Here is a 20,321-nt window from a genome sequence, read left to right on the forward strand (position 1 = left end):
GGGTAAGGCATCAACCAATTCGTTAGAGAAACAGCAACCAGTCACAGAATTGTCTTCTATTTCTTCCCAAGAACACCACAGCACAGGTAACGAGTGCTGGTGATTGTCGAGTTTAGGTAGGTTTAGTTTCAACAACAGCTGCTTCTGTTGAGCAATCATTGCTGTTGCCTTTTCCACAATGATGTAATTTACCGCACCATAGCAATCTGGGTAGTGCTGGTGCAAGTAAACTAGAACATCTGCGGCTAGGAGTCCCTGTCCTGCTCCCATTTCCATCAAGGTAAAGGGATTAGGTTGTCCGAGGATATCCCACATTTGGGCAAACTGTTCAGCAAGTAACTCCCCGAAGTCTTTTCCTAGGTGGGGTGAGGTAAAAAAGTCTCCTGATGAACCAATGTTAACTGCACCACTGGCGTAGTAACCTAGCTGTGGATGGTATAGTGCTAAATCCATGTACTGGGCAAAGGTAATTCGCTGCTTAGGTGCTGTAGCAATGTGATTAGCAATTACCTTGGATAGGGGTTGAGTAGATGGAAGGTTTGAATTCAACAAATTACTGATTAGACTTCGCGGCAGTTGTTGGGAACAGGGAACAGGGAACAGGGAACAGGAAACAGGGAACAGTGAACAATAATTGACGGAAACACGATCAGAAAACTACTTTTGCAAGAGGTTTCTTATACATATATACCATTTCTGGTACTTATGAGGTACAGTCAATTTGTAAGCATTCAGCATTCAGCCGTCAGCCGTCAGCAGACGTAACAGAGATTAAACGAATGCTGACCTGTTTTATTCAAAAGCTGATAGCACCTCAAGTAGCGTGCGCATAGGCTGATAGCTGATACGCGACACGCTGATACGCGACACGCTGATAGCTTACGTCAATTTTATTCTCCCTACTCCCTACTCCCTACTCCCTACTCCCTTTGCTATAGCTTAGGTAGACACTTTTTTATTAGCCGTGAATACCCCATTGGGTTGAGTAATCACTGCTTGAGTCACAACCCCACCATTATCGGTAGTGAAGTTAATACTAAATCCTGATAAATCTTTAAGATTAAATTCGGTGCCTTGGTAAGGCACTAACTCTATCTCTGGCTGACCAGCTAATAACGCAACTAGTTTATTATCTTTGAGCAAGATAGTCAGAGATTGACCAGAAAAGTCATATTCACCCACAAATTTTTCCATAAAACTAGTGGTTAAAATGCTTTGGTCAGGCATCCGTTCAAATACAATATCCTTCACCTTCGGTTCTAGGGGTATGGACAGTCTCTGAATATTTCCTTTGGGGTCATTAAAGAAAGATAATAGTTCAAAATTACCCTCAAGCATTTCTGATAGTAATTCAAAACTATCATAGTGGTAGTGCTTTAGTTCGTAAACAATTGAATTATGAGTTGCCGTTAACTGCTGGTCTTTGAGCGCAATGGAAACTATTCCGTATCCGGGATGCTCAAAATCTCCTGTGTAATCTTCTAGGGGATGTGAAGGTTGAGTGCCAGTTTTACGCTGTGCTTCGGTGTTTTGTTTGCCTTGTTCAGCTGCTTGTTTAGCTTCCTCAACCTTACTCTTAATCCTTTCATTCCAAGGAACTTCGTCGAGACCGAGTAAGCGATCGCAAATGTGATAAGTGATAATACTTGGCAATGGGGTTCTTTCGAGATTGGTGAGAACTACCACACCAATTTTATCTTGAGGCATCAACGTTGTTAGGGCAGAAAATCCGTCAATACCACCCCCATGCTCAACGTGATTATGACCTCGGTAGGCAGTGAGCATCCATCCTAATCCATAAGAGGAATGCCAGATTTCCGGATATTTAAGGGATGACGGCATCACGATTTGTGGCGTATACATCTGAGTCAAAATACCAGGGTTGATAATCTGCTTATCTTCATAGTTTCCCTGGTTTTGATGGAGTAGAAGCCACTTCGCCATATCAGTAACATTAGAATTAATAGAGCCAGCAGGACCAATGGTGTCGATATTGCGAAATGGGATGGCTTTAACTACGTCATCTTTCTCTCGATAAGGAAGGGAAAAATTCTCAGTATCCTGGGATTTTACAACGGAAAAATTGCTGTCTCCCATCGACAAGGGATTAAAAATTTCCTGCTGAACAAATTCTTCCCAGCTGCTCTCGGCAATTTCACCAACTAAGTAGCCAGCCGTCATGTACATCAAATTTTGATACTGAAAGACACTTCGAAATTCATGATTAGGTTCTAGATATTGTAAGCGCTCAACTATTTCTTTACGAGTGAAAGGAGTATTATACCAGATAGCATCGTGACGGGGTAAGCCAGAACGATGAGTGACTAGGTCACGGAGAGTCATGTGTTCACTAGCATAGGCATCGTATAGTTTAAAGGTGGGCAGATAATGTCTAACTGGTTTATCCCAATCTAATTTTCCTCGCTCAGCCAAGATGCCCATAGCCATTGTGGTAAACCCTTTAGTGCAAGACCCAATGGCAAAGAGGGTTTTAGAGGTTACTTTTATGCCTTTTTCTACATCCCTAAAACCAAAGCCTTCACAAAAGATGATATCGCTATCGTGAACAATAGCGACAGCCAGCCCTGGGACTTTCCACTCTTCCATTCTCTCGTTGATAAAATCACTAAGACCTTCCATTAGTGGCTCTCCATTGATGTTTATTTCAGAAGTTTCGACGCCAGTTGCTCATCTGACTCCCCACACTTCCCACACTTCCCACACTTCCCACACTTCCCACACTTCCCACACTCCTCCCACTCGCCTTTCCCCAATTCCTCTTTGTCCGGTTTACTGATAATCTATTCATTCACTCATAGCAGATATCGTGAAGCGGTTCACCGTTGGCGGTAAAATTAGATAAGATAGGTATATCTACTAGAGAAAAATTACTTATGGCTAGTGGTAAATCCCAGACTACCGCAACTCTCTCTCAGCGGGAAGTGCAAATCATCGAACATGTAGCGGCTGGTTTAACCAATCTCGAGATTGCTCAGGAGCTGGCAATCAGTAAGCGCACTGTTGATAATCATATCAGTAACATTCTGACCAAAACCTGCACTGATAACCGGGTTGGTTTGGTTCGTTGGGCCTTATTGTGGGGCAAAGTTTGCTTGAATGATGTCAATTGCTGTCCTTTACCAGCCCCTGGTCAAACCAAGTGATACCAATCACTTATCCAGTCCCGGAGACTATTGAATCATTAACTTAACTGATAGTTTTCAGAGTCGGCTTGAAGCTAGGATTAGCCAGTTTTGCTCAGGTTGCTTTGGTCAAGTCACCAGTTCATTACATCGGTGCCACTCGCAACCGCCCAGCGACTGAGCAAGAAACCCATGATTATATAAGTCACACTGGCATAATTAGTTTACTTGTCCAGAGTGACTTCTAGGCTTTTGGCTGACTGCTGATCACTAAAAACTGATATCTAAAAGTTGATCACTCAAAGTTGACCGCTCAAGGTATATCTTAAGTATATCTTAAGATATTTTTAGCGATCGCGCGCAATCTTTCTCTAGGATCTCCCATAGCTGTTTAGGCGTTAGGGTAGATATCGTCGATATCTAGACCACTATTCCTTTCGTTCTACCACTACTTTCAATCGAGCCGCCAATGCCCCGATCGCTCCGAGGGCGAGTAACCAAGGAGCCAAGAAAATAGCAGTCACTCCTCCTAATACTCCAAAAGTTAGCGGAATCTCCAACAAAATCCGCTCCTGGTCATTTTTGATGATAATTCGGCGAATATTACCCTGATCAATTAGGTCTTTAACTTTGTCAATCAGGTCATTACCACTAATACTGAATTCTTCGACACTGACCTTTGGCTGAACATCTGGCTCTACAGAATTGGAGTGATTGTTAATTTGTTGATCAGTTGGTTCATTCATGGTAATCTACTTAGGCACCGACTTGGTCATTATGGTGATTACTTTTCTACATTAACTCAAAAATAATTGTTAATGTTGATACAAAATGCTTAAGGACTGGTGGTAAGGGATTTTGGGTTTTATAATAAATAGTCGAGATGTTCGTTCTAGAAATTGTGTAACACCGCTGTGACTAAAACACCCCTACCCCTTAGTATCGGTGACCAATTGGATCACCAGACCCAACAACCGGACGCTTTGGGACGTTTTGGGAAATTTGGTGGCAAGTATGTTCCAGAAACCCTGATGCCTGCTCTAAGTGAACTAGAGCAGTCTTTTGAACAATACCGTAATGACCCGGATTTCCAACAGGAACTACAACAACTGCTGCGAGACTATGTAGGACGTCCTAGTCCTCTCTATTTTGCTGAACGTCTGAGTAACTACTATACCAAATCTGATGGTAGTGGACCACGGATTTATTTAAAACGGGAAGATTTAAATCACACCGGTGCTCACAAAATTAATAACGCTCTCGCTCAGGTATTGCTAGCCCAGCGCATGGGTAAGCGGCGCATCATTGCTGAAACGGGAGCGGGTCAGCATGGTGTGGCTACCGCAACAGTATGTGCTCGATTTGGTCTAGAATGCGTCATTTATATGGGCGTTGAGGACATGGAACGGCAATCCCTGAATGTGTTTCGGATGCGGCTACTGGGAGCAACGGTGCAACCAGTATCGGCAGGGACGGGTACTCTCAAGGATGCCACCTCGGAAGCGATTCGAGACTGGGTGACAAATGTCGAAACTACTCACTATATCCTCGGGTCAGTGGCAGGTCCTCATCCTTACCCAAGGATGGTACGGGATTTCCATGCTGTGATTGGGCAAGAAACTCGCGCTCAATGCTTAGAAAAGTGGGGAGGTTTGCCGGATATATTGTTAGCTTGTGTTGGGGGTGGCTCCAATGCCATGGGCCTGTTCCATGAGTTTGTTAATGAACCCTCTGTGCGGTTGATTGGCGTGGAAGCAGCAGGCGCTGGTGTGGATTCTGCTAAACATGCGGCTACCCTAACTAAGGGACGACCAGGAGTGTTGCACGGGGCAATGAGTTATTTGCTGCAAGACCAGGATGGTCAGGTGCTCGAAGCTCACTCGATTAGTGCTGGCTTGGACTATCCTGGTGTCGGTCCTGAGCATAGCTATTTGAAGGATAGCAGTCGGGCAGAGTATTATAGTGTTACAGACCAAGAAGCGGTGGCTGCGTTTCAACGGTTGTCTGAGCTGGAGGGAATTATACCGGCACTGGAAACATCTCATGCGATCGCATATCTCGAAACTCTGTGTCCCCAACTCAGTGGTAATCCCCAGCTCGTGATTAACTGTTCGGGTCGGGGTGATAAGGATGTGCAAACTGTTGCTAAATTTATCTCAGATCAGACCTCGAAAGATTAAAAAAATAAAAAATAATTAGGACATGTGGAATGTCAAGGGTAAATTGTAAACTACGATACAGTAATTCCCAGAAATTATAAATTCCCAGACATTAGAGCCCAGCTTTTAGCCAGCCTGCTCATGCCAACACCATTGGTCAAGATTAGTTTGGGAATGCTGATCTTTACTGTGGAATTAACCCAAGTTTTTATCAAGGGTCGTTAACTATAGTAACCACTGTGATTTAGTTGCTAGTTATGGTGCTATAACATCACTTTAAAGCGATAACTAACACTACTAACTAACACTACTAACTAACACTACTAACTAACACTACCGGTAGTGGTTAGTCTCAGTGGTTACTCTCATCTTCACGAATAACTATGCCGTAGACTTTCTGATCATGGGAACAGAAACGGTACCCCATAGGAGCATCGAATAAACCAAATTCTGGGAGTTATCCCTAACAATACTATCCCATCAAAAATTATCCCATCAAAACTATCGCATCAAACACTATCCCATCCAACAAGCTTCTAGAAACAACAACCCATAACCTTTGAAACAATGACCAACACAACTGTAATCGAAGAATTGAAGGATTTTCAAGTTTGCGATCGCGATTTACCCGAATCTATATGTCAACAGTATCTAACCGCAGATTCCCTCGCCGTGGATACGGAAACCATGGGACTGATTTACCAACGCGATCGCTTATGTCTTGTACAGCTGTGTGATCCACGAGGACGAGTCACCTTTGTCCGTATTGACAAAGGACAAACAGAAGCACCCCGATTAAAACAGTTGTTAGAAGCGACTAATGTGCTCAAAGTCTTTCACTTTGCTCGGTTTGATGTCGCTATGCTTAGGCAAAATCTCGGTATTGAAGTCAATCCTGTCTTCTGCACCAAGATTGCTAGTAAATTAGCCCGCACCTATACTAGTAGCCATGGTCTCAAAGAATTGGTCAAAGAGCTAGAACGGATAGATTTGGATAAAAGTGCTCAGAGTTCTGACTGGGGTAATGTTGCTAACCTCTCCGATCAGCAGTTGGAATACGCTGCTAATGATGTACGCTACTTGTTAAATGTGCGGCAAAAACTGATCAATATGCTGGAACGGGAAGACCGTTGGGAACTAGCTCAACAGTGCTTTGAGGCGTTACCAACTATGGTATCTCTCGATTTGTTGCACTATCGAGATGTATTTGAACATTGAATAATCAGAGACTGTTTACAAAGTAAATCTAATCACCGCTTAAGTAGCTCAATATTGGTGGGTTACGGTGGACAGCTCTGTGAAAAGCTCAGCTTTTCTCTTGGTGCGCGTTCATGCTTGTCGGGAAACCCGACCGGGGTCGCACCGCTAAAGTACTCACCGCCTAATCCACCCTAAGCGGCTGATTTAAGCAAAGTTTAACAAACAGTTTCCAAGCTCTAAAATCCAACTTAAACTAGTAGAGGGGGGTGTGACCCATAGCCCCTCCAGGAGATACCAGTGAAACGTATGTTTAGTTGGAAACGTGCCCAAATCCTCTTGTGTTTGGGCGCTTTTTTGATATCAGTACTGATTAGCCTATTAACCATCGCACCTAGTCAAGCACAATCTCAGGCATCTAAAACCTTGCCGCCATTGGAGATTACCAAAGGATGGCACTATCTCTGGGGTGATGTTTCTATCAATAACCTCCGGAATGCCAAGCTTTGTACTAAGGTCGAGATTGCCAAGAGCGACCCTTGCTGGCAACCATTTACATTTCCAGAAAGACTATGGAAGTCACAGCAAGATCAACAGCAAAACAATGTTTGGTTAGGGGTTAGGTTACCAGAGGGTAAATGGCAATATCCCACTCTTTATCTCGGAGCAGTTCCGAATATACTAGAAGCTTATTTAGATCAGCAACTGATTTATACCCGATTATCCCCCAACTCATTGCCTCCAGCTAATGGTGACGGGTATCAATGGCCAATTGTTCCTCTTGATTCAAATTTTTCCGGCAAATCATTGTTCATTAATGTTTACGTCGGGACTGAACAGTCTATTTACATCGGATTTTTCGACCGGATAGTTATTGGTTCTAAATTTAACGTAATTCGGTGTTTGTTCAAAGACGAAATAAGCACCGTGTTAGGATGTATTTTTATTTTAATTGGCCTCTGGTTTAGTTTAACCTGTTTATTCCGGTCTCAAGATAAACGATTAATTCTAGCCTTTGGATTATTAGCCATAGCTGGTGGGGTTTACAACATTAGCCAATCAACCATTGTTCCCTTATTATTTAAGGATTCAATGAATTGGGAGCATACTCGATATACGGCTTTTTGTTTTCTTCCTATTCTCACCCTTATTGGTTTTGAACAAATATTTGGCTCAGGCTATTTTTCCATTATCCAGCGGTTATGGCAAATTCACCTAATTTATTCCGTAATTTCTTTAGGATTAATTGTTATCTACAACAGTTCCTGGTTGTATGACATATATATTGATCACTACCTGCTCCTGGCTAGTACAATAATTTTATTGCTCCATGCTATTCCTATAGCTATCACTCAGAAAAACTATTATGCGAAACTATTTATTTCAGGATTATCTATCCTGGTTTTAGGAGGAATGCATGATATTTTAGTTTATCGCTTTGAACTGGAAAATTGGTATCAGCGATTCTATCCTTGGGGAATGTTGCTGTTTATCTTATCCTTAGGATTAATTTTAGAACTACGATTTGCTGAAACCAGGCGACTGCTACAGGAATATAACCAGAAGCTAGAAACTAAGAACGCTGCTCTTCAGGAAATGGATCAGCTCAAAAATGAATTCTTAGCCAACACATCTCATGAACTTAAAACGCCTCTGAATGGGATTATTGGCATTGCTGAATCCTTGATTGATGGAGCAACAGGTGAGTTATCCCATTCAACAGCATCGAATCTTTCTCTGATTGTATCTAGTGGCAAACGGTTAACTCAGCTTGTTAACGATTTACTAGATTTTTCTGCCCTCAAGCATAAACAAATTAACCTTAAAATAAAGCCAGTGGGGATGCGAGAAATAACAGAAGTTGTTTTATTGCTATCTCGTCCCCTTCTTGCTAATAAAAACTTACAACTGATTAATCAAGTTTCCTCATCTATTCCCCCTGTGGATGCTGATGAAAACCGACTCCAACAGATTCTCTATAATTTAGTGGGTAATGCCATTAAATTTACTGAACGTGGTATGATTAAAGTGTCAGCAGAGGTGGTAACGTCTTATATTAAAATTACCGTTTATGATACAGGGATTGGTATACCACCTGATAAATTAGACCGAATTTTTGAAGCTTTTGAACAAGGAGATGGCTCCATTAATAGGAAATATGGAGGAGTGGGGTTAGGTTTAGCCGTTACTAAAAAACTGGTGCAGCTCCACGGCGGAGATATTGATGTGGAGTCTACCCCAAACCTTGGCTCACGGTTTAGTTTCACCCTACCGATATCAAAGGGTAAAGTAGAGAGGAAACAGCGAGAGGAAGTTTCCAAGGTTCAGAATTATTTGGCGATGGCAAGTGACTCTGAACATTTGATATCTGATCACCTGATGTCTAATCACCTGATGTCTAATCATCTGATGTCTGATCACCTGATGTCTAATCAGAACTTATCATCACCAACTATGAAAGCCTTGAAAATCTTGATTGTAGATGATGAACCAGTAAATCTTCAGGTTTTGGTCAACCATCTTTATCTGCAAAACTATAAGATTACTAAAGCAGTTAATGGCGAAGATGCATTCACAAAAATTACCCAAGGATACAAACCAGACTTGATTTTACTGGATATTATGATGCCGAAAATGACCGGCTATGAGTTCTGTAAAAAAATCCGTGAGAAATATCTACCGAATGAACTACCCGTAGTCTTGTTAACCGCTAAAAATCAGATTTCAGATTTAGTAGCTGGATTTGCAGCTGGAGCGAATGATTATTTAACTAAGCCCATATCCAAGAATGAATTGCTAGCACGAATTAAGACCCATCTTCAGTTAGCGAAAATTAATGTAGCTTATGGACGCTTTGTGCCTCGGGAGTTTCTGCAATTTTTAGAAAGGGAAAGTATTCTTGATGTCCAATTAGGGGACAATGTCCAAAAAGAGATGACGGTACTTTTTTCGGATATTCGCTCCTTTACTACTTTATCAGAGAGGATGTCACCGGAAGAAAATTTTAATTTTATCAATGGCTATTTAAGTCGAGTCAGCCCAGTGATTCGTAATTATAACGGCTTCATTGATAAATATATTGGTGATGCGGTGATGGCTTTGTTTCCCGACAAAGCTGATCATGCCCTAAAGGCAGCCATTGAGATGCAAAAGCAAGTTTATCTTTATAACTTCCATCGGCATAATAGTGGTTATGAAGCGATTGCGATTGGTATTGGTTTGCACAAGGGGAGTTTAATTTTAGGCACAGTGGGGGAATCTCAACGGATGGATACAACTGTAATTGCTGATACTGTAAATTTGGCATCCCGTTTGGAAAGTTTAAGCAAGATTTATGGAGCAGAAATTTTAATTAGTAAACCAACCTTGACTGATTTGGATAATCGAGACAGTTATCATTATCGGTGTCTAGGGCGAGTTAAGGTTAAGGGTAAAAGTCAACCAGTGGAAATCTTTGAAGTGTATGATGCTAATCCTGAGGATTTGATTGCTTTCAAGTCCGGCACGACTCCTCGCTTTGAGGAAGCAGTTGCCTATTATGTAGAAAAAAAGTTTGCTCAGGCGCAACGGATTTTTGAGGAACTTTTAGAGAGTAATCACCAAGACCGGGTGGTTGAACTTTATATTGAACGGTGTGTTAAAGCCCAGCGCTTTGGGGTCTCGGAATTGGATATTGTGATTACTTGAATTGGTATTAGAGGGAACAGGGAATAGGGAGTAGGGAGTAGGGAGTAGGGAACAGGGAACAGGGAACAGGGAGATGTAGGGTGGGCAGTAGATGTAGGGTGGGCAGTGCATCAGACAGATTGATGTGCTTACCATCGGCTGGCTCGGCACTGCCCACCAAGGATTAACCACAATAGATGTAGGGTGGGCAGTGCAGCAGACAGAGTGATGTGCTTACCATCGGCTGGCTCGGCACTGCCCACCAAGGATTAACCACAATAGATGTAGGGTGGGCAGTGGATCAGACAGAGTGATGTGCTTACCATCGTCTGGCTCGGCACTGCCCACCAAGGATTAACCACAATAGATGTAGGGTGGGCAGTGGATCAGACAGAGTGATGTGCTTACCATCGGCTGGCTCGGCACTGCCCACCAAGGATTAACCACAATAGATGTAGGGTGGGCAGTGGATCAGACAGAGTGATGTGCTTACCATCGTCTGGCTCGGCACTGCCCACCAAGGATTAACCACAATAGATGTAGGGTGGGCAGTGGATCAGACAGATTGATATGCTTACCATCGTCTGGCTCGGCACTGCCCACCAAGGATTAACCACAATAGATGTAGGGTGGGCAGTGCAGCAGACAGAGTGATGTGCTTACCATCGGCTGGCTCGGCACTGCCCACCAAGGATTAATCTAACCCAAAAAAAGTAGCCGCAGAAATACCTTCCACGGCTAGCAATTGTTACTTATGTCTTAACTTTGTAAACCTAATCAAACATAATCCGATCACACCGTCAGCTAATGCGCTACCTCACAGGCTAGAAGCCTGTGCCACACATGCTACACGAACAGATCTGATGCTTTTGCCAGGGGGCAAAGCCCCCTGAAATTTAAGCCCTTAACCCAGCATTAAGTATTTTGTCATTACCGTGATGAATTCGCCAGGAATGTCAGTCGGCTGAAGGGGGCTCCACTCATCAACTTGGGCGTAACCCCGCGCATAAAGGGTATGGATGGTGTTGGTTATTGCCCGGCGGGAGCCCTTCAAAATGTGCTTAATGGGGTATTTTTTTTTGAAAGGTTCTTGAGGAGTATTACTAGGAGTGATATCCTCAGGATTGTTTTCTGGATTAGGGCGAAAGTTGTCAGACATAGTAAAAAAAACGTTTTCAGTTTTACAGCTATAATTATAACGATTATTATTGATTTTGTCAAGGAATTTTAGAATTTTTTTTGAGAGGGATAATTGAAATAAATTGTACGGATTAAGGAAGGCGATCGCGTTTTTTTAGGGAGTAGTAAAAAGATGGAATTTTGGGAAGCGCTCGCGTAGCGTGACCATAGGTCAATCGCATAGATATATTTCAGATAATCGCATTTTTTTGGGATTAATTTTATCGATAGCGCTGGGAATATTAAATCAGGAAAGTAATAAATTATGATAATTTTTGTTCCCTGTTCCCTGTTCCCTATTCCCTACTCCCTGCTCCCTGGATTTTTTTGTTAGACTAAATCGAGATTGGGTTTCAAGCATCTACTGGTTAATGCTATATAATTAACTGGAGGCTAATCGGTGAGTGATTCAACGAGCTTGATCAAAATCTCAGGTCACGAGGACTCATTGCCCAGTGCAGATGTGGTGTTTGTTCACGGGCTGGGAGGGGATGCTAGAAGCACGTGGCATCCCCAGGGAAAACGGGATGATGATGACTGTTGGCTAGGATGGTTAGGAAACGATAATTTATGCGTTAATATCTGGTCTTTTAGGTATAGCGCTGAAGCGACAAAGTGGAAAAGCCACAGCAGTATGTCCCTTTTCGCTCAAGCTAGTAATTTATTAGATTGGTTAGATATCCGCGAGCTCGGCCAACGTCCATTAATCTTTATTACTCACAGTATGGGCGGACTTTTAGTCAAAAAAATGCTTAACAGTGCGTTGACGTTTCAAAAGCAAGCTATTCTTGAGCAGACTAAAGGGATTGTATTTCTGGCTACTCCCCACACTGGGTCTCATCTCGCTAATTTAATTGATAATATTAACCTTCTGACACGAACTACAATAAATGTAAAGGAACTAAAAGCTCATTCCCCTCAGTTACTGGAATTAAATGAGTGGTATCGAGAACATGTTCGGAGTCTAGGAATTGCCACAAAGGTCTACTATGAAACTCAGCCTGTCAAAGGGATTTTGGTGGTAGACCCAGTTAGTGCCAACCCAGGCATTGAAAAAGTGAAACCGGTTGCCATACCAAAGAATCACATTGACCTATGTAAACCAGAGTCTAAAAACAGTCAGGTCTATCTTGGTGTCAAGAAATTTATCAAGGAATGCCTCAAAACTCCTGTACGCCTAAAAGATGACAGCAACAGAACAGTTTATGTTGGCGAGATTTCTATTCATGAGCATTAGCTGAAGTCGTCCGACCGGGAACGGACAAAGCTAAATCCCCCCAATAAGACAATAAACCGACTACCTTGGGTATTAACTGGCCTAGGCTTATTAGCCCCTATTTTTTTACTTGTTGTTGTGCATAATCTCATGACTTCATTTAATACAGGAAGTAAACCGTCTGGCCAATCTCCAGAGACTTTTCGATTTCCTCCCCAAGAGTGGTGTCAAGGTTCCAATCATAGCCCAATTAAAGACAAATGGGGTTGCGACTGATATTAATAAAATTTCCTTGAGGCAAATGAGAGCTATCTTTACTTTTTCCAAAGTAACTGCTGGACTCACAGCTCTTACTAGACACTGGCCACCTAAGATTAATCACAATAGTAGTTCAGTTAGAGTTGGCAGTGAACCAGACAGATAAAATCAGCAAGCTAGTCAAGTTATTAGACACTGCCCACCAAAGGATAAATCCCAATAGAACAAATCTAAGATTAGCAAACAACCTTGACTTCCTCAACACCAAGACGATAAACATAAAGAGTTATTATCACTATAGTGTTGATCAAATTATATGAAATCCGGATGTAGAATAGATGCAAGTAAAACCAAGGTGCAATGGGAATTATGGGAAAACGTCTCACCATAGCTGACCATCTGACAGAAGAAGAAATTGAGCAGTACTATCGCATCTCAACAGACGGCATAGAAAGGTCTCAGTGGCAGATAATCTGGCTACTCAAGAAAGGAAAAAAGAGCGAAGAAGTAGCACAAGTTCACGTAATTAACGTAGGGTGGGCAGTGGTTGAGACAGATCAAATCAGCAAGTCAATCAAGTTACTAAACACTGCCCACCATTGATTCATCACAATAATTAACGTAGGGTGGGCAGTGGTTGAGACAAATCAAATCAGCAAGCCAATCAAATTACTAGACACTGCCCACCTAGTAATTCACGTAGGGTGGGCAGTGGTTGAGACAAATCAGATCAGCAAGCCAATCAAGTTACTAGACACTGCTCACCAAGGATTAATCCCAATAGAACCGGCAACAAATCTAGGATTAGCAAACAACCTTGGCCTTTGGCCACGCTACGCGAACAGCACAAAACCAGCTAAAACCGACTCACCACTAACAGTAGCAGGGTTGTCTAATTCCTCAACCTCAACACCAGGGCGATAAACATAAACCCGTCTATGGTTGCTGTCGATCAGCCAGCCTAACCTTACCCCATTGAATCTATACTCCTCCATTTTGTCCTGGAGATGCTATAACTTATCACTTTTATAGCGTTTCTCGCAGTGATGAGGTACAGTCTTCTTTGACTTTGATTACCTGTCTTGATCCAGCGCATCGCTATTCCCTATTCCCTATTCCCTATTCCCTATTCCCTATTCCCTAGGTGCGACCCGTGGCGAATTTAATTCTTAATGGGTGAAGCGCACCTTAAGATTTTCGTAACTGGTTTGCTCCTGATTGTTACTGTACTTCTTAGTTATGCAAACCGCCGTAAATTAACTTCACTTAATCTTTCTTAAGAAAAAGGTACCCTTAAGGGTACTATGAAGCCTAGATTCAATTAGATAGTCTATAAATGTGTTGGTCATCAAAACAGGGTGTGCCACACCGGAACTAGGATTAGATATCTATACACTGGCGGAAATTTGACCTCTACTGTGCTTGGTGACCTGTTGTGGCAAGTCAAATCCGTGAGCCAAAAATCACCCTTTTTTGAGAGCGGGGAGTATCAAAGTACGATTTCCGTACTATATTTAGCGTGTCAATCAGATGAAAGGAGTGCAAGTTAAATGTTTTCTCTAGGTTCAACAACTCAAGTCGGAGACTTTCGAGTCGATACTAAGTACTTAGTCACCGATGTAAATGGCGATGGTAACTCTGATCTAGTCGAGCTTTGGAATAATACAGATAAGTTCTTTGCTGCGACTTGGATTAGTGATGGTCAAGGTGGATTTAGCCTTGGGGGTAATACAGAAGTCGGGGACTTTCGAGTCGATACTAAGTACTTAGTCACCGATGTAAATGGCGATGGTAACTCTGATCTAGTCGAGCTTTGGAATAATACAGATAAGTTCTTTGCTGCGACTTGGATTAGTGATGGTCAAGGTGGATTGACCCTTGGCGGTAATACAGAAGTCGGGGACTTTCGAGTCGATACTGATTACTTAGTTACCGATGTAAATGGAGATGGTAACTCTGATCTAGTCGAGCTTTGGAATAATACAGATAAGTTCTTTGCTGCGACTTGGATTAGTGATGGTCAAGGTGGATTGACCCTTGGCGGTAATACACAAGTAGGGGACTTTCGAGTCGATACTGATTACTTAGTTACCGATGTAAATGGAGATGGTAACTCTGATCTAGTCGAGCTTTGGAATAATACAGATAAGTTCTTTGCTGCGACTTGGATTAGTGATGGTCAAGGTGGATTGACCCTCGGCAGTAATACACAAGTAGGGGACTTTCGAGTCGATACTGATTACTTAGTCACCGATGTAAATGGTGATGGTAACTCTGATCTAGTCGAGCTCTGGAATAATAATAATAATTTCTTTGCTGCGACTTGGATTAGTGATGGTCAGGGTGGATTTAGCCTCGGCAGTAATACACAAGTAGGGGACTTTCGAGTCGATACTGATTACTTAGTCACCGATGTAAATGGTGATGGTAACTCTGATCTAGTCGAGCTCTGGAATAATAATAATAATTTCTTTGCTGCGACTTGGATTAGTGATGGTCAGGGTGGATTTAGCCTCGGCAGTAATACACAAGTAGGGGACTTTCGAGTCGATACTGATTACTTAGTTACTGATGTCAATGGTGATTCTAAGTCTGATCTAGTTGAACTTTGGAATAATACAGATAACTTCTTTGCTACTACTTGGTTAAGCATTTAAGCTTAAACAATGTTTAAACACTAACGTAGTTCCAATGCTAAGTTACTAGACACTGTCCACCTAGGATTAATCACAATAGTTCACGTTTGCTGGGCAGTGCACCAGACAGATCAAATCAGCAAGCCAATCAAGTTAGTAGACGGGTGCATCTCAATGCATGCAATTAGACAAAAATTCTATAGGACTTACGCAAATCCCTCAATTTAACGCTACTTGTAGGGTTGGCAAAACCTTGCCCACCCTACCCATGGAGTCTGTGCGTAAGTCCTGTTCTAATAAAATTCCGACACTGCCTACACTACCCACTCTCCCTAAAATCCCCACGCTTCCGACACTTCCGGCACTTCCCTTCTTTTTTACAAAGATCAGATGCACCCTAGTAGATACTGCCCACCTAAGATTAATCCCAATAGAACTGGGAAGAAATCTAGGGTTGGCAAACAACATTTACTTCCTCAACACCAGGACGATAAACATAAAGAGTTATTCTAACTATAGTGTTGATCAAATTAGTCGGCGAAAATTCGATGGTCTAAAGAGACGCTACGAGATTCTCCCTAGGAGACGCTACGCGATCGCATGTTTCACTATCAAACCAGTGAATCGACTGGGTTCGTATGGCCACAGTAACCTCTTCGGTTTCCCACGTTAAATTATTCGGTAATAACGCCCGGATGCTTAGAGAGTCTGACCCTTTCACCCGAATACTAATTAAATTATGCATGCCTAGATTTTCCAGCAGGTAAATTCTACCCTCAATCCTATATTTATCCTCTGGTTGAGCTAGGGCTACATCTTCTGGACGGATACCTAGAACAATCTGTGGCGGCACTTGAGGCAAATTTGGCAAAGAAATTTTGACCTCACCCAAGAGGGCATAATTCCCCTGACAGTTAAGTGTCAGTAAGTTCATTTGGGGAGAACCGACAAAACTAGCTACAAACTGATTTGCTGGGTGGTTGTAAATGCCCTGGGGTGTATCTAGCTGTTGCAGCTTACCATCAGATAACACCGCAATCTTAGTTGAGAGGGTCATCGCTTCCGTTTGGTCATGAGTCACATAAACCACGGGTGCCTTTTGAGAAAGAAATAGCTGCTTCAAATCCGCCCTAACTTGCTCTCGCAGCAAAGCATCCAAGTTACTCAGAGGTTCGTCCAACAAAAATACAGCCGGTTGCCGCACCAATGCCCTGCCCAGAGCCACCCGCTGGCGCTGACCACCAGATAGCTGACTAGGCTTGCGGTCCATCAAATTTTCCAGTCCCAGTTTATTCGCTACCTCCTGCACCAGGCTCCGAATTTGCTCAGAAGGAACCTTATGGAGTTTTAGACTAGCAGCCATATTGTCATATACGGTCATATGAGGATAGAGAGCATAGCTTTGGAAAACCATAGCGATATTGCGATCGCCTGGTCTGACATCAGTAACATCCCGTCCATTGATAACTACTTTGCCATGGGTGGGTTGCTCTAACCCAGCAATTAGTCGCAGCATAGTAGATTTACCACATCCGGATGGCCCAAGTAAGGTCAGAAATTCTCCTTCATCGACTTCTAAGCTAATCTCTTTAACTGGGATTACATTACCCTTGTTAGTCTTGTAGATTTTATTAATATTATGTAGTTCTAGTTTTGGCATACTATTTGGAGGTTGAAGGTTGGGAGGTTGAAGGTTGAAGGTTGGGAGGTTGAAGCTTAGCTGGTTGAAGGTTGAAGGTTAGCTGGTTGAAGGTTGGGAGGTTGAAGGTTGAAGGTTAGCTGGTTGAAGGTTGAAGGTTGGGAGGTTGAAGGTTGAAGGTTAGCTGGTTGAAGGTTAGCTGGTTGAAGGTTAGCTGGTTGAGAGGTTGAAGGTTAGCTGGTTGAAGGTTGAAGGTTGAGAGGTTGAAGGTTGAGCGTGGAACTCACTGTCTTGATGCAGTGGCTGATGGTTTTGGAAGTATGTGGGGAAAAGCGCGATCGCATTACTTCCCCAATACGGCATTACCTCCCCAAGACCGCGCTAGATGGCTTTTGCAATTAGGCAAAATTCGCGGGAAAATTCTACTCTCCTTCCATCTACCCATCAATGTTTACAATTCAGATGCAAATAGAAACGATCTTAGGGGAGTCAAGTTTCAAAACTGTCAATCAATACGATAATCTCCTTCGTCCTCGCGGAGTCGGTTTTGATCAGGGTAGGTTTTCAGATATGCCATGAAGCCTGTAATTTGTCGGCTGCACTTCTGGCATAGATCAAATAGTTGTGTAAACTGAGATTGATGAATGTAACCAGCATCAAGAGCAACATAGGCTTGAGAACGTAGTTCACCCGCAGAGCCTCTAGCTCGACCTAAGAACTCAATAAAAAGACGTTGTGTCCGACTCTCAAAACCCTCAGCAATATTTGACATAATCGAAACCGCTGCACGACGCATCTGGTTACACAAACCCAAATCACGGGAAAACTCTCCCTCCTTTGACAGTGCGTAAAGCAACCTTGTTAACTCCCGTGCTGTCTGCCATCCCTGAATTTCTTCAAATCGTTTTATCGTTCCCATACTCTTCCAAACTGAAAAGATTCAATCTTAAAAAATTCAATCTTATACCGAGTTGCATTCAAAGAGAGTAGATTGGTTGGATAGGGAGATAGGGAGATAGGGAGATAGGGAGATGGGGAGATGGGGAGATGGGGAGATTGGCGGAAGAGAAAGTTGTAGGTTTGACCCCAACTTGGTATTAAAACCTACCCTACAAAGAACCCTAAGGGCGAACAACCTCCAACCCTCGAACCCTCCAACCCTCCACCCATCCACCCCTCCAACCTTAAACCTTAAACCTTAAACCTTAAACCTTAAACTTTACACATTAAACTTTACACATTAAACTTTACACATTAAACTTTACACATTAAACTTTACACCTCTAACCTCCAACCTTGGCCTATTGGCCACGCTACGCGAACAACCTTCAACCCTCCAAACCTTGGCCTATTGGCCACGCTACGCGAACAACCTTCAACCCTCCAAACCTTCAACCCCCAACGAGTCAACCCTTAACTGCTCCCGATGTTAAACCTTGGACAATTTTACCTTGGAAAAACATTACTAATACCACTAGGGGAAATGTTCCTATAACTGTCATAGCCGCAATGGAACCGTAGGGAATTTCTTTTCCCAGAGAACCACTTAACTGAGCCGCAGCAACCGGCAAAGTTTTCATAGATTCTTGGCTAATGAAAGTTAGGGCTAAAATAAATTCATTCCAAGCAAAAATAAAGGTAAGTATTCCTGTGGTTACTAAAGCTGGAACCGTTAGGGGTAACAGAATTTTGATTAGCATTTGCCAGGTGCTATAGCCATCGACTTTAGCAGCATCTTCTAGCTCTCGCGGTAGCTGTTGAAAAAAGCTGCGCATCACTAATACGGTGAGAGGAAGATTGATAGCTGTATAGGAAACAATCAGGCTTATATAATTATTTCCTAGTTTAAGAATTTGGATAATTTCCAGGAGTCCTAGGACAATCAAAATAAAGGGAAATAAGGTAATAATAATAATCCCAGCAAGGATGATTTTTTCTCCTCTTAGGGTTAACCGTGCTAAGGCGTAAGCAGCGGGAGTTCCTATCCCTAAACACAATAGTGTAGAAGTAATTGATACAAAGGCGCTGTTGAAAATATAGTGAACTAGGGGACGCAGGGTAAATAAATTTATATAGTGGTCAAGTGTATACCTTGTGGGGAAATAAATATTAGGAAGGGAAGAGATATCTTGGTTAACTTTGAGGGAGGTGAGGAATTGCCAGAGGAGTGGTGCTAGGCAGAAAATGACCAGTAAGATGATTCCTAAAGGCAGGATGATTGGTTTAATAATGTTAATTTGGTTAATTTGTTTTGTTTTTGGTTGAGGGGATGATGAGTTAGGAATAGTAGTCATTAGTCCCGTAAACCTAGCGCTATAATTACCACCGTGGTTACCAGTATCAAAAAGGTTACTACCACAAGGGCAGCACCATAACCGAAGTCTAGATAATCCATGACAGTGGTATAGATGTAGAGAGATACAACTTCTGTAGCTCCTCCCGGACCACCTCCAGTCATGACTTTGATCAGGTCGAAGACTCCGAAAGCTTGGGCAAAGCGGAACAGTAGGGAAATTAGGATTTGGGGCGTCAATAGCGGTAGAGTAATGTGCTTGAAACTTTGCCAGGGTGTAGCACCGTCTAGGGCATAGGCTTCGTATAGGTCTTGGGGAATAGACTGCAAGCCAGCTAGGAGCAAAATGCTGATGAAGGGTGTCGTTTTCCAAACGTCTGCGGCAATGACTGCCATCATTGCTGTTGTCGGGTATCCTAGCCAGTTGATTCCGTCTTGAATAATACCTAGACGCAGTAAGATATCATTCCAAACTCCAAACTGGTCATTAAACATCCAAGCCCAGACTAGACCAATCAAAGCAGTTGGCAAGGCCCAAGGCAGGATGGCGATGGTGCGCACAATACCCCGTCCTTTAAAGGTTTGATTTAAAATTAATGCGATCGCAATTCCTAACACCAGTTCCAGAGCAACAGATACTGAAGTGAAAATCACAGTATTCCAGAGACTGTGCCAGAAGCGACCATCCCCCATCATTCGCCCATAATTATTCAGACCAGAAAAGACCGGTTGTAGCTGTGTCCCTAGGTTCTTAGTGAACAAACTTAACCAGAACGAACGCAAAATAGGATAGCCATAGACTAGCAGGAGTAGTAACAACGCTGGTGTTACCAACAACCACCCTGTCCTTTGCTCCTGTGCTGCTATCGGATCAGTTTTCATTCTAAATTTTAAATTCTTAATTCTTAATTCTTCCTTCTTAATTCTTCCTTCTT

21 protein-coding genes and 1 pseudogene are annotated in these 20,321 nt (G+C 42.7%); 10 read left to right on the plus strand and 12 right to left on the minus strand.

From position 1 onward, the window contains the following. Both F6J99_RS11700 and F6J99_RS11705 read right to left on the minus strand, forming a co-directional pair. Nucleotides 1-549, minus strand: a 549-nt coding sequence (locus F6J99_RS11700) for an SAM-dependent methyltransferase (RefSeq protein ID WP_293113067.1), incomplete at its 3' end; no start/stop codon positions are given. A gap of 390 nt (nt 550-939) precedes the next feature. Further along, a complete protein-coding gene (locus F6J99_RS11705; protein ID WP_293113068.1) occupies nt 940-2,640 on the minus strand; it encodes a serine hydrolase in 1,701 nt (566 codons plus the stop codon). A gap of 254 nt (nt 2,641-2,894) precedes the next feature. On the opposite strand from F6J99_RS11705, the gene F6J99_RS11710 reads away from it, so the two are divergent. Continuing rightward, nucleotides 2,895-3,164 carry a LuxR C-terminal-related transcriptional regulator gene (locus tag F6J99_RS11710; protein WP_293113069.1) on the plus strand — a complete coding sequence of 90 codons (270 nt, stop codon included), beginning with the start codon at nt 2,895-2,897 and terminating at the stop codon, nt 3,162-3,164. 407 nt (nt 3,165-3,571) lie between these two features. Here the strand turns inward: F6J99_RS11710 and F6J99_RS11715 are convergent, their stop codons facing one another. Continuing rightward, the gene (locus F6J99_RS11715; protein WP_070393480.1) at nt 3,572-3,889 is read right to left on the minus strand and encodes a DUF4342 domain-containing protein; all 318 of its coding nucleotides are present in this window, start codon (nt 3,887-3,889) and stop codon (nt 3,572-3,574) included. 195 nt (nt 3,890-4,084) lie between these two features. Between F6J99_RS11715 and trpB the strand changes: the two genes are divergently transcribed. The 3 genes from trpB (at nt 4,085) to F6J99_RS11730 (ending at nt 10,186) form a co-directional block, all read left to right on the plus strand. Then, nucleotides 4,085-5,323 (plus strand): tryptophan synthase subunit beta, encoded by a 1,239-nt coding sequence (trpB, locus tag F6J99_RS11720; RefSeq protein ID WP_365973140.1) that lies wholly within the window; start codon nt 4,085-4,087, stop codon nt 5,321-5,323. A 546-nt stretch (nt 5,324-5,869) separates the two neighbouring features. Beyond that, nucleotides 5,870-6,520 carry a ribonuclease H-like domain-containing protein gene (locus F6J99_RS11725; protein ID WP_070393481.1) on the plus strand — a complete coding sequence of 217 codons (651 nt, stop codon included), beginning with the start codon at nt 5,870-5,872 and terminating at the stop codon, nt 6,518-6,520. 288 nt (nt 6,521-6,808) lie between these two features. Further along, complete coding sequence (locus tag F6J99_RS11730; protein WP_293113093.1) at nt 6,809-10,186, plus strand: ATP-binding protein; 3,378 nt, start codon at nt 6,809-6,811, stop codon at nt 10,184-10,186. A 7-nt stretch (nt 10,187-10,193) separates the two neighbouring features. Here the strand turns inward: F6J99_RS11730 and F6J99_RS11735 are convergent, their stop codons facing one another. Both F6J99_RS11735 and F6J99_RS11740 read right to left on the minus strand, forming a co-directional pair. After that, nucleotides 10,194-10,343, minus strand: a complete 150-nt coding sequence (locus F6J99_RS11735; RefSeq protein ID WP_293113071.1) for a hypothetical protein — start codon at nt 10,341-10,343, stop codon at nt 10,194-10,196. 726 nt (nt 10,344-11,069) lie between these two features. Beyond that, nucleotides 11,070-11,324 (minus strand): hypothetical protein, encoded by a 255-nt coding sequence (locus tag F6J99_RS11740; protein ID WP_293113072.1) that lies wholly within the window; start codon nt 11,322-11,324, stop codon nt 11,070-11,072. Between the two features lie 420 nt (nt 11,325-11,744). Here F6J99_RS11740 and F6J99_RS11745 point away from each other — a divergent pair, with 420 nt between their 5' ends. The 3 genes from F6J99_RS11745 to F6J99_RS11755 all read left to right on the plus strand — a co-directional run bounded on the left by F6J99_RS11745 (nt 11,745) and on the right by F6J99_RS11755 (nt 13,742). Continuing rightward, nucleotides 11,745-12,581: a hypothetical protein gene (locus tag F6J99_RS11745; RefSeq protein WP_293113073.1), complete on the plus strand. Its 837-nt coding sequence runs from the start codon at nt 11,745-11,747 to the stop codon at nt 12,579-12,581. Between the two features lie 597 nt (nt 12,582-13,178). Then, nucleotides 13,179-13,421 (plus strand): hypothetical protein, encoded by a 243-nt coding sequence (locus F6J99_RS11750; RefSeq protein ID WP_293113074.1) that lies wholly within the window; start codon nt 13,179-13,181, stop codon nt 13,419-13,421. Nucleotides 13,422-13,451: 30 nt separating this feature from the next. Next, nucleotides 13,452-13,742: a hypothetical protein gene (locus F6J99_RS11755; RefSeq protein WP_229424424.1), complete on the plus strand. Its 291-nt coding sequence runs from the start codon at nt 13,452-13,454 to the stop codon at nt 13,740-13,742. Here F6J99_RS11755 and F6J99_RS11760 read toward each other — a convergent pair. After that, a pseudogene (locus tag F6J99_RS11760) lies at nt 13,652-13,843 on the minus strand (Uma2 family endonuclease); the annotation flags it as partial. The gene F6J99_RS11755 and the pseudogene F6J99_RS11760 overlap by 91 nt on opposite strands. A gap of 525 nt (nt 13,844-14,368) precedes the next feature. Here F6J99_RS11760 and F6J99_RS11765 point away from each other — a divergent pair. Continuing rightward, nucleotides 14,369-15,475 (plus strand): hypothetical protein, encoded by a 1,107-nt coding sequence (locus F6J99_RS11765; RefSeq protein ID WP_293113075.1) that lies wholly within the window; start codon nt 14,369-14,371, stop codon nt 15,473-15,475. A gap of 198 nt (nt 15,476-15,673) precedes the next feature. Here F6J99_RS11765 and F6J99_RS11770 read toward each other — a convergent pair whose 3' ends face one another. The 4 genes from F6J99_RS11770 to F6J99_RS11785 form a co-directional block, all read right to left on the minus strand. Then, nucleotides 15,674-15,922, minus strand: a complete 249-nt coding sequence (locus F6J99_RS11770; protein ID WP_293113076.1) for a hypothetical protein — start codon at nt 15,920-15,922, stop codon at nt 15,674-15,676. An 85-nt stretch (nt 15,923-16,007) separates the two neighbouring features. Continuing rightward, nucleotides 16,008-17,114 (minus strand): ABC transporter ATP-binding protein, encoded by a 1,107-nt coding sequence (locus tag F6J99_RS11775; RefSeq protein ID WP_293113077.1) that lies wholly within the window; start codon nt 17,112-17,114, stop codon nt 16,008-16,010. A 189-nt stretch (nt 17,115-17,303) separates the two neighbouring features. Then, entirely contained in the window at nt 17,304-17,456 is a 153-nt protein-coding gene (locus F6J99_RS11780) for a hypothetical protein (protein ID WP_293113078.1), read from the minus strand. Nucleotides 17,457-17,598: 142 nt separating this feature from the next. After that, nucleotides 17,599-18,012, minus strand: coding sequence for a four helix bundle protein (locus F6J99_RS11785; protein WP_293113079.1), 414 nt, complete (start codon nt 18,010-18,012; stop codon nt 17,599-17,601). Between the two features lie 112 nt (nt 18,013-18,124). Between F6J99_RS11785 and F6J99_RS11790 the strand changes: the two genes are divergently transcribed. Beyond that, on the plus strand, nt 18,125-18,295 hold the full coding sequence (locus F6J99_RS11790) for a hypothetical protein (RefSeq protein ID WP_293113080.1): 171 nt from the start codon (nt 18,125-18,127) through the stop codon (nt 18,293-18,295). A 102-nt stretch (nt 18,296-18,397) separates the two neighbouring features. Then, complete coding sequence (locus F6J99_RS11795) at nt 18,398-18,526, plus strand: hypothetical protein (RefSeq protein WP_293113081.1); 129 nt, start codon at nt 18,398-18,400, stop codon at nt 18,524-18,526. Here F6J99_RS11795 and F6J99_RS11800 read toward each other — a convergent pair. Both F6J99_RS11800 and F6J99_RS11805 read right to left on the minus strand, forming a co-directional pair. Continuing rightward, nucleotides 18,500-19,378 carry a carbohydrate ABC transporter permease gene (locus F6J99_RS11800; protein WP_365973142.1) on the minus strand — a complete coding sequence of 293 codons (879 nt, stop codon included), beginning with the start codon at nt 19,376-19,378 and terminating at the stop codon, nt 18,500-18,502. The genes F6J99_RS11795 and F6J99_RS11800 overlap by 27 nt on opposite strands. Before the next feature lie 8 nt (nt 19,379-19,386). Beyond that, nucleotides 19,387-20,268 (minus strand): sugar ABC transporter permease, encoded by an 882-nt coding sequence (locus F6J99_RS11805; protein ID WP_293113083.1) that lies wholly within the window; start codon nt 20,266-20,268, stop codon nt 19,387-19,389. Nucleotides 20,269-20,321 lie beyond the last annotated feature (53 nt).

The sequence above is a fragment of the Moorena sp. SIO4G3 genome, from assembly GCF_010692305.1.
GTDB lineage: Bacteria > Cyanobacteriota > Cyanobacteriia > Cyanobacteriales > Coleofasciculaceae > Moorena > Moorena producens_A.

Bases quoted from the DNA above. Each gene is read 5' to 3' on its own strand.
- F6J99_RS11705 (WP_293113068.1), bottom strand. From the start codon at position 2,640: ATGGAAGGTCTTAGTGATTTTATCAACGAGAGAATGGAAGAGTGGAAA.
- F6J99_RS11710 (WP_293113069.1), top strand. From the start codon at position 2,895: ATGGCTAGTGGTAAATCCCAGACTACCGCAACTCTCTCTCAGCGGGAA.
- F6J99_RS11715 (WP_070393480.1), bottom strand. From the start codon at position 3,889: ATGAATGAACCAACTGATCAACAAATTAACAATCACTCCAATTCTGTA.
- F6J99_RS11725 (WP_070393481.1), top strand. From the start codon at position 5,870: ATGACCAACACAACTGTAATCGAAGAATTGAAGGATTTTCAAGTTTGC.
- F6J99_RS11730 (WP_293113093.1), top strand. From the start codon at position 6,809: ATGTTTAGTTGGAAACGTGCCCAAATCCTCTTGTGTTTGGGCGCTTTT.
- F6J99_RS11740 (WP_293113072.1), bottom strand. From the start codon at position 11,324: ATGTCTGACAACTTTCGCCCTAATCCAGAAAACAATCCTGAGGATATC.
- F6J99_RS11750 (WP_293113074.1), top strand. From the start codon at position 13,179: ATGGGAATTATGGGAAAACGTCTCACCATAGCTGACCATCTGACAGAA.
- F6J99_RS11765 (WP_293113075.1), top strand. From the start codon at position 14,369: ATGTTTTCTCTAGGTTCAACAACTCAAGTCGGAGACTTTCGAGTCGAT.
- F6J99_RS11770 (WP_293113076.1), bottom strand. From the start codon at position 15,922: ATGTTGTTTGCCAACCCTAGATTTCTTCCCAGTTCTATTGGGATTAAT.
- F6J99_RS11775 (WP_293113077.1), bottom strand. From the start codon at position 17,114: ATGCCAAAACTAGAACTACATAATATTAATAAAATCTACAAGACTAAC.
- F6J99_RS11780 (WP_293113078.1), bottom strand. From the start codon at position 17,456: ATGCCGTATTGGGGAAGTAATGCGATCGCGCTTTTCCCCACATACTTC.
- F6J99_RS11785 (WP_293113079.1), bottom strand. From the start codon at position 18,012: ATGGGAACGATAAAACGATTTGAAGAAATTCAGGGATGGCAGACAGCA.
- F6J99_RS11790 (WP_293113080.1), top strand. From the start codon at position 18,125: ATGGGGAGATGGGGAGATGGGGAGATTGGCGGAAGAGAAAGTTGTAGG.
- F6J99_RS11805 (WP_293113083.1), bottom strand. From the start codon at position 20,268: ATGAAAACTGATCCGATAGCAGCACAGGAGCAAAGGACAGGGTGGTTG.